We start from the raw sequence: 5,900 nt of genomic DNA, 5'->3' as shown, positions 1-5,900 counted from the left end.
TGTTATGTCACCGAAAGACATCATCACTACCTTGGGTGAGTACTCCATGACAAAATCAAACACGTCATCCGTAAGTGACCAAGTAATGAAACCGACTCCCCATGGCCGACTCGTCGAGCTCTTCACCTTTTCAAGTTCGATTTTTAGCCAATCAAGGTCTCCATAGCCGACACCAATCATGCCAAGTCCGCCTGCATTCGACACACTAGCGGCAAGTTGGCCTCCCGCCACATTACCCATGGGGGCTAGTACAATAGGGTGTTGAATGCCTAACGCACTCGTGAGCTTAGTGCTAAGGGTCATTTGTTTCTCCTGGATGAGAAGGTCTGATGAGTACCAAATAACTGTTTTTCTTCATCGCTATCATCATCAAGAGGAATAAAACTTTCTTCTCTGTAGTGCCGTTCATTTTCAGGTGAATAAACGCTTCTGATAATGAAATAGAAAGCGAGAATGATTAAAGCGTCAGTACCCATAAACATCAATAAATGAGGCATACCGTGATACTTCAGGAATAGTTCTAGTAGAAAAAAAGTGCTCATCCTTTTATCCTCCCGGCTTAACCGAAATAGCAGCTTTATTGTCAGTAATAACAGAAACCGTGCTGTGATGATGTTTTACTGTTTTTCTAATGGTCATGACTACATTAAATAACATCACACATGCACCGCTGAAAAAGACGAGGCCACCCATCATACGGATAGCATAATAAGGATGCATTTGAGCCACCGATTCAACAAAGGTGTAGGCCAGGTTGCCATAGTCATCGTACGCACGCCACATTAGGCCTTGCATGATACCGGCCACCCACATGGCAGTAATGTAAATGGCTGTGCCCACAGTCGCTAACCAAAAATGCACATTCACTAACCTTACAGAAAACATACGCGTATCCCATAAACGCTCGACCATGTGGTAAAGCGCACCAATAGAAATCATCGCCACCCAGCCTAATGCACCAGAGTGAACATGACCAATCGTCCAGTCGGTATAGTGTGAAAGAGCATTAACTGTTTTTGATGCCATTACAGGGCCTTCAAACGTTGACATGGCATAAAAAGCCAGCGCCACGATGAGAAAACGGAGAATATAATCGGTTCTGAGTTTGTCCCAAGCACCGCTTAATGTGAACATACCGTTAATTGCTCCTCCCCATGATGGAATAATCATGGCGAGAGAGATTGCTGCACCAAGAGAGCCTGTCCAATCAGGCAGAGCTGTATATTGCAGGTGATGCGCACCTAACCATACATAGCCAAATATCAATGCCCAGAAGTGAATCACTGATAAGCGATAAGAATAAACAGGCCGATTAGCTTGTTTGGGCACAAAATAATACATGATGCCTAAAAAACCCGCGGTGAGATAAAAGCCAATGGCGTTATGACCCCACCACCATTGAATCATGGCGTCCTGAACGCCAGCAAAAATCGAGTAGGATTTCATCAATTCAACGGGAATCGATAAACTATTCACCACATGGAGATAGGTGAACATAATCATCATGGACAGAAAGAACCAGTTCGCTACATAGATATGGGAAACACGGCGAATGCTCAATGTGAAAATAAAGTTGATTGAGTAGGCGAGCCACACAACGGTTAACAAAATATCAAAAGGCCATTCTAATTCTGCGTACTCCTTGCCTTGAGTGTAGCCCAGTGGAAGCGTCACCAGAGCGCCAATCACATAGAGATTCCAGCCCCAGAATGTAAACCAGGCCATCTTGTCACTCCATAGTCTGACATAGCAGGTACGCTGTACGACATAATAGGCCGTTGCCATTAGAACACAGCCACCAAAACCATAGACGACCACATTGGTATGCACGGGTCTTAGTCGTCCGAAGCTAATATATGGATTATCAAAATTAAGAAATGGCCAGGCGAGTTCGGAGGCGATATACACACCGATGCCTGTACCAATGACAAGATAAATACAGGCGGCGACGGAAAACCACTTGGTAATATCTTCATTGTAACTATGTGTTGTGTTCATGATAGAACTCCTGATTTTGAATGGCTATTTTGGTGAGCATTACCAATGCCATATTTGGTCGGCTTGTTCGAAGATAGGCACGAGCTGTTGTCTATTCACGACTTGTATACCTTCTCTAAGCGCTTCCATTTCTAACCCTCTATCCCATAAATCTTCATACACAACATAAATAGGAATATGAGATGAAATCAGGTTGCCTATATCGGTATTGATATTCGCTGGTTGAGTTTGCTGCCAATCACCTATTTTTAGTGGAGGCTGCTGTTTTTTTTGTTGCGTGTAATAGACGGCTTGGCCTGTGAGTAATAACTGGAGTTGATCGATATCGGTATGCTCAATTTTTTTTTGCATGCATTGAATTAACCATAGAATCGTTTCATCTTGTTCTTCCACAACTGTTCTGAAAGCTTGATCGAGTATTTGTAAGACTTTCATGATTAGCGAGTTCCAATAGTTAATGTGTTAAATGATTCTGAGGCATAGCGCCATAAATCGGCTGGTCCTCCACGATGACAACCGGGGATGGTGTCATTGACGCCACGCTCATCGACGCATAAGCCACAATTAATCCATTCAAAAGAGAGTGCTTTCTTACGTGCTTTATTCTGTAGCGACGCAATCCATGTTTTGGTCAGTGGATGATCTTCTTGTTCAGTATCATGTCCATGGATGGCATTGCCATGTTGTTGTTGCTTGGCGAATGACAAAGCAGCAGCACCTTCATAAGCAAATACCTTCACATGAGAATTAGCATCTAAGGCGGCATCGAGTAATCTAAAAAAAGTGACGGTGCGCTCGCTCTCAAATGGTGGATCCATAAAGGCGAAAGTGAGTGTTTTATTATGTGACATTGACATCTCCTAATTCCAAATGACTTTTTGTCCCGACAGTAATGCTTTGATAACAATATCCAGATCAGTGGTTAATATTTCTGGTATCAATTGTTCAGCATCTATTTCTCTCTGTCGGAGAGAGAATTTGTCAGCAACCAGTGTGATGTTTTCATGGAGTAATTTAGTAAAGGGCGTAAAAATACTGCTTTTAGTGGCAGGCATAACTCCATTCTGGACAAGCACTACCGTCACCCGATTGCCTGCATTGGCGAGATGGTGAATTAATTCATATTGCGATTTAGTCAGTGCATCTGTGAAGGGATCTCGGCTTTGTATAAAAAGAAATTCAGACATCTATCTTTCCTGTATTGACTGATTTGAGATGGATGAGGATTTAATGAAATGACATCGGTGAAGGAAGTCCCCAAAATACTCGTTGTTGAGGCGATCTGTTGAATACAAATCGAATAAAGGAGCCAAGGCATCCAGAACCTGAGTTTGACTGAGATTTTTCTCATGTAGCGTGGCTAGCCGGTCTCCTCGGTGGCTACCTCCAAGATATAAGTTATATAAACCTGGCGCTCGTCCTGTTAAGGCTATCTCAGCTAAGTAGGGGCGAGCACACCCATTGGGACAACCAGTAATTCTTAGTGTGATAGGTTTTGTTTGGAGGTCATACTGACGTTTCAAATCATTAAAAAGGGCAAGAAAGTCTGGCGTTATTCTTTCTGCTTCAGCCATAGCCAGCCCACACGTTGGAAGTGCAACACAGCTCAACGTAACGGCTTCTTGACTGGAGGGGATCAACCTTTCGTATAAACCAAGATCAGACAATCGCCTTGCTACGTCATAAATGTCATATGGTGGAATATTGATAAGCTGAATATTCTGGTTCGCTGTTAACCGGATTTCACCACTATATTGCTGAAAGAAAGCTTGTAACTGATCTTGTAAATGATGATTGATACGTCCACTTTGAATATGCAGTGTTGCCAGCCACTGACTATCCTCAGTTTGATGCCAGCCTAACTTGTCACCATTATTTGTTAATCTGTATGGCTTCAAAGGGGCTAGTTTTTTGCCAAAACGATTTACGAGTAAATTTTTAAAGCTGTCTAGACCGATTCTATCTAATGTGTATTTGAAACGGGCACGATGTCTATCTTTTCTATCCCCATAATCGCGTTGAATAGTCATGATGACTTCAGCAATAAATGGTGCGTCTGATGCTTCTATAAAGCCAATGGGGGTGGATAGCCTCGGATAGCTATCTTCTCTAGAATCAAGTTGCCCCATACCACCGCCAACACACACATTGAAACCAACCAGTCGAGATTTCTCAATAACAGCTATAAAACCGACGTCCTGGGCAAATATATCAATATCATTATCAGGAGGGATGACGAATCCTATTTTAAATTTACGAGGTAAATACGTTTCCCCATAAAGTGGCTCCTCAGATTGGGAGGCTGAAGGAGGGGTGTCATACCAAGTTTCTCGATAAGCATCTGTTTTAGGTAAGAGGCGTGAGCTTGTCTCTCTTGCTAGGTCATAGACTTGTTGAGCTACTCTTGACGCGTCAGGGTTGACTCCACAAACAATACCTCGATTATCATCGCCACACGCAGCAAGGGTATCAATTCCGATTTTTTCTAGACTTATCAGGAGTGGTTGTAAGCATTGTTTTCTCACACCGTGAAATTGAATCGTTTGACGTGTGGTAATACGAATTCCATTCGATGAGTAAATTCGTGATAAACGGTCTATTTCAATCCATTGCTGTTTGGTTAATCTTCCACCTGGAATTCGTAGTCTCACCATAAATTGATAATGAGGCTCAAGTTTTCGAATGAGACGATGTTGTCGTGTATCACGATCATCTTGCTGATAGATACCATGGAATTTTGTTAACAATCCATCATCGTGACTAATACCTCCCGTATTAGCATCATGGAGTCCTTCACTGATCGTGCCTCTCAAGAAATGACTTTTTGCTTTAAGCTGCTCATTACTGTGCTGTTCATTAAGAGGTTGGCTAATATCAGAGTGTCGAGCAATAGTGAGTGTAGTCACTTTATTTCTCCGTAAATTAATATACGTTTTTGTGTAGTCGTTTTTGTTGAGTGAGTTGAAGCCAGCTTTGCTTATAAGGTGATGTCTTGCTCAACGTTTGTGTAAGTTGGTCAAATATCTCTTTGTGACCAGATAGATACAGGTGCGCGCCAGCACTTAACCAACCGTTAAACGTATCTTCATTATCTTGAATGATGTCGTAGATTGATTTATTGGGAACATCGTCAAAAAAAGAGGTATTTAAACGAGTTAATAAGCCATCTTTTAGATACTGGGACCACTCCGTTTGATAGAGGAAGTCATTTAAAAATGTACATTCTCTTAGTATCAACCACACGCTGTGTTCACGGTTAGGATTAGACTGAATCTCTTGTATGAAGGCGCGAAAAGGGGCTATTCCTGTACCGTCAGCAATGAGGATAATGGGACTGTTTTGATTCGTGGGTAAATGAAACCGTTTATTGTGGTGGGGGAAAACAAGAAGATTTTCACCTTCTTCAATACCCGTTAAATATGTTGAACAAATTCCATTTTGTAATTTCCCAGACCAAGAATACCGATACTTTTCTACAGTAAGATGCAATTCATCTTGAATCTGGCGAGTACTGTTGGCAACGTCATATAAACGAGGTTGTAATGGTCTTAAGCTATCGACCAGCTGCTGTGGAGTTAACTGTAAAGAGTGGTTGACTAGAATGTCTGTTAACTGATGCCGTTTGAGATATGAGCGTAATGTTTGTTTATCTTGGCACAGTTTTATCAGGTCACGGTTGTTTGAAGTCTCACTCCATTTAGTTAAACATTGTGCTGTGACTAAAGTGAGATCACAATATTCACGTAAAGCCTCCACCAGTGGTACAGCTCTCTGTTTTACAACGACAGATTCATCCCCAGAACATGTTGTTAAGGATAAAATTTGGCGAACGAGCTGAGGGGGATTTTGAGGTAAAACCCCGATTCCATCACCCGCGGTGAGACTCAGTTGAATATTGTCTG

8 protein-coding genes are annotated in these 5,900 nt (G+C 42.1%); all 8 read right to left on the bottom strand.

The features are described from left to right. Nucleotides 1–303: nitronate monooxygenase (locus B4K20_RS06050; protein ID WP_289282249.1), on the bottom strand; the 303-nt coding region annotated here is incomplete at its 3' end. Beyond that, complete coding sequence (locus tag B4K20_RS06045) at nucleotides 300–542, bottom strand: hypothetical protein (protein ID WP_286305100.1); 243 nt, start codon at nucleotides 540–542, stop codon at nucleotides 300–302. The genes B4K20_RS06050 and B4K20_RS06045, both read right to left, overlap by 4 nt. 4 nt (nucleotides 543–546) lie before the next feature. Next, the gene (gene ccoN / locus B4K20_RS06040) at nucleotides 547–1,998 is read right to left on the bottom strand and encodes a cytochrome-c oxidase, cbb3-type subunit I (RefSeq protein ID WP_286305099.1); all 1,452 of its coding nucleotides are present in this window, start codon (nucleotides 1,996–1,998) and stop codon (nucleotides 547–549) included. Nucleotides 1,999–2,037: 39 nt separating this feature from the next. Continuing rightward, a complete protein-coding gene (locus tag B4K20_RS06035; RefSeq protein WP_289244991.1) occupies nucleotides 2,038–2,433 on the bottom strand; it encodes a hypothetical protein in 396 nt (131 codons plus the stop codon). 2 nt (nucleotides 2,434–2,435) lie between these two features. After that, entirely contained in the window at nucleotides 2,436–2,849 is a 414-nt protein-coding gene (locus tag B4K20_RS06030; RefSeq protein WP_286305098.1) for a DsrE family protein, read from the bottom strand. A 9-nt stretch (nucleotides 2,850–2,858) separates the two neighbouring features. Then, entirely contained in the window at nucleotides 2,859–3,185 is a 327-nt protein-coding gene (locus tag B4K20_RS06025; RefSeq protein WP_289282248.1) for a DsrE family protein, read from the bottom strand. Further along, on the bottom strand, nucleotides 3,186–4,904 hold the full coding sequence (locus B4K20_RS06020; protein ID WP_289282247.1) for an NADPH-dependent assimilatory sulfite reductase hemoprotein subunit: 1,719 nt from the start codon (nucleotides 4,902–4,904) through the stop codon (nucleotides 3,186–3,188). A gap of 16 nt (nucleotides 4,905–4,920) precedes the next feature. Then, a partial coding sequence (locus B4K20_RS06015) for a hypothetical protein (RefSeq protein ID WP_289282246.1) occupies nucleotides 4,921–5,900 on the bottom strand: 980 nt, incomplete at its 5' end.

Source organism: Methylophaga sp. UBA5088, from assembly GCF_002414625.1.
Lineage (GTDB): Bacteria > Pseudomonadota > Gammaproteobacteria > Nitrosococcales > Methylophagaceae > Methylophaga > Methylophaga marina.
This window is presented reverse-complemented; position numbering and strand designations above follow the sequence as displayed.

Coding starts and splice junctions, on each gene's coding strand:
- B4K20_RS06045 (WP_286305100.1), bottom strand. CDS start 542: ATGAGCACTTTTTTTCTACTAGAACTATTCCTGAAGTATCACGGTATG.
- ccoN (WP_286305099.1), bottom strand. CDS start 1,998: ATGAACACAACACATAGTTACAATGAAGATATTACCAAGTGGTTTTCC.
- B4K20_RS06035 (WP_289244991.1), bottom strand. CDS start 2,433: ATGAAAGTCTTACAAATACTCGATCAAGCTTTCAGAACAGTTGTGGAA.
- B4K20_RS06030 (WP_286305098.1), bottom strand. CDS start 2,849: ATGTCACATAATAAAACACTCACTTTCGCCTTTATGGATCCACCATTT.
- B4K20_RS06025 (WP_289282248.1), bottom strand. CDS start 3,185: ATGTCTGAATTTCTTTTTATACAAAGCCGAGATCCCTTCACAGATGCA.